This is a genomic window from Arthrobacter sp. MDT2-34-1, assembly GCF_059091365.1.
In genome coordinates this window covers 1-784 of the sequence record NZ_JBNHGO010000070.1, presented here as the reverse complement: position 1 = coordinate 784, position 784 = coordinate 1, and the positions used below count along the sequence as shown (strand labels likewise).

The window sequence follows — 784 nt, the reverse complement described above, 5'->3', positions numbered from 1 at the left end:
GGTACTGCCGAACAGGCCGAAGGCTCTCCCCCGTTCGGCGCCGCGGAAGTACTCCTGGATCATCCCGACCGTCTGCGGATTCAGCAGGCCCGACCCTATCCCCTGCACGAACCGGGCGATATTCAGGCTCACCGGATCAGGGGCGAAGCCTGCGGCGATGGAGGCCAGCGTGAAGACCGCCACCCCGGCAAGGAACAGCGGTCCGCGTCCAAAAATATCCCCCGCCCGCCCAGCCGCGACCAGCACGATGCCGAAGGTCAGCGCGTACCCGGAGAGCACCCACTGGATGTCCGATTGGCTGGCACCCAAGCCCGACTGGATGGACGGCAGGGCAACATTGACGATGCTCACGCCGACCAGGGACATTAACAAGGTCACCAGCAACACCATCAGGATGCGCCAGCGCCTCGGATCCGGCACATGCTCCGGCTGGGGGTTTGCAGGTATGCTCACCCCTCCATTGTTACCCCACACCCTGGCGCCGGTGCCCCTGGAAAGCGTGGCTTTCCAGTACGACGGCGGGAGTCGGCACTGTGCCTTCCCGCCGTCGGACTGGTGCCGTCAGGCAGCTGCCTTGCCCCGGAGCCGAACGTCAGGCGCCGAACGTCAGGCGCCGAACGTCAGGCGCCGAACGTCAGGCGCCCGGGTGGGTCTTGACGAATTCCTCGTGCGCTTCCTCCACCCGGAGGTTGACGCCCTTTGTCTCCTTGACGATGCTGACCGCCGCGAAGGAGATGACGGACAGGACCATGATGTAGATGCCGATCGACGGGGACCACCCGGT

Annotated in this window: 1 protein-coding gene; it reads right to left on the bottom strand. The window is 65.7% G+C overall.

Annotated elements, in window-relative coordinates; genetic code table 11:
• Positions 1–390, bottom strand: a 390-nt coding sequence (locus AC5RVV_RS17650; RefSeq protein WP_494002651.1) for an MFS transporter, incomplete at its 3' end; no start/stop codon positions are given.
• Positions 391–784 lie beyond the last annotated feature (394 nt).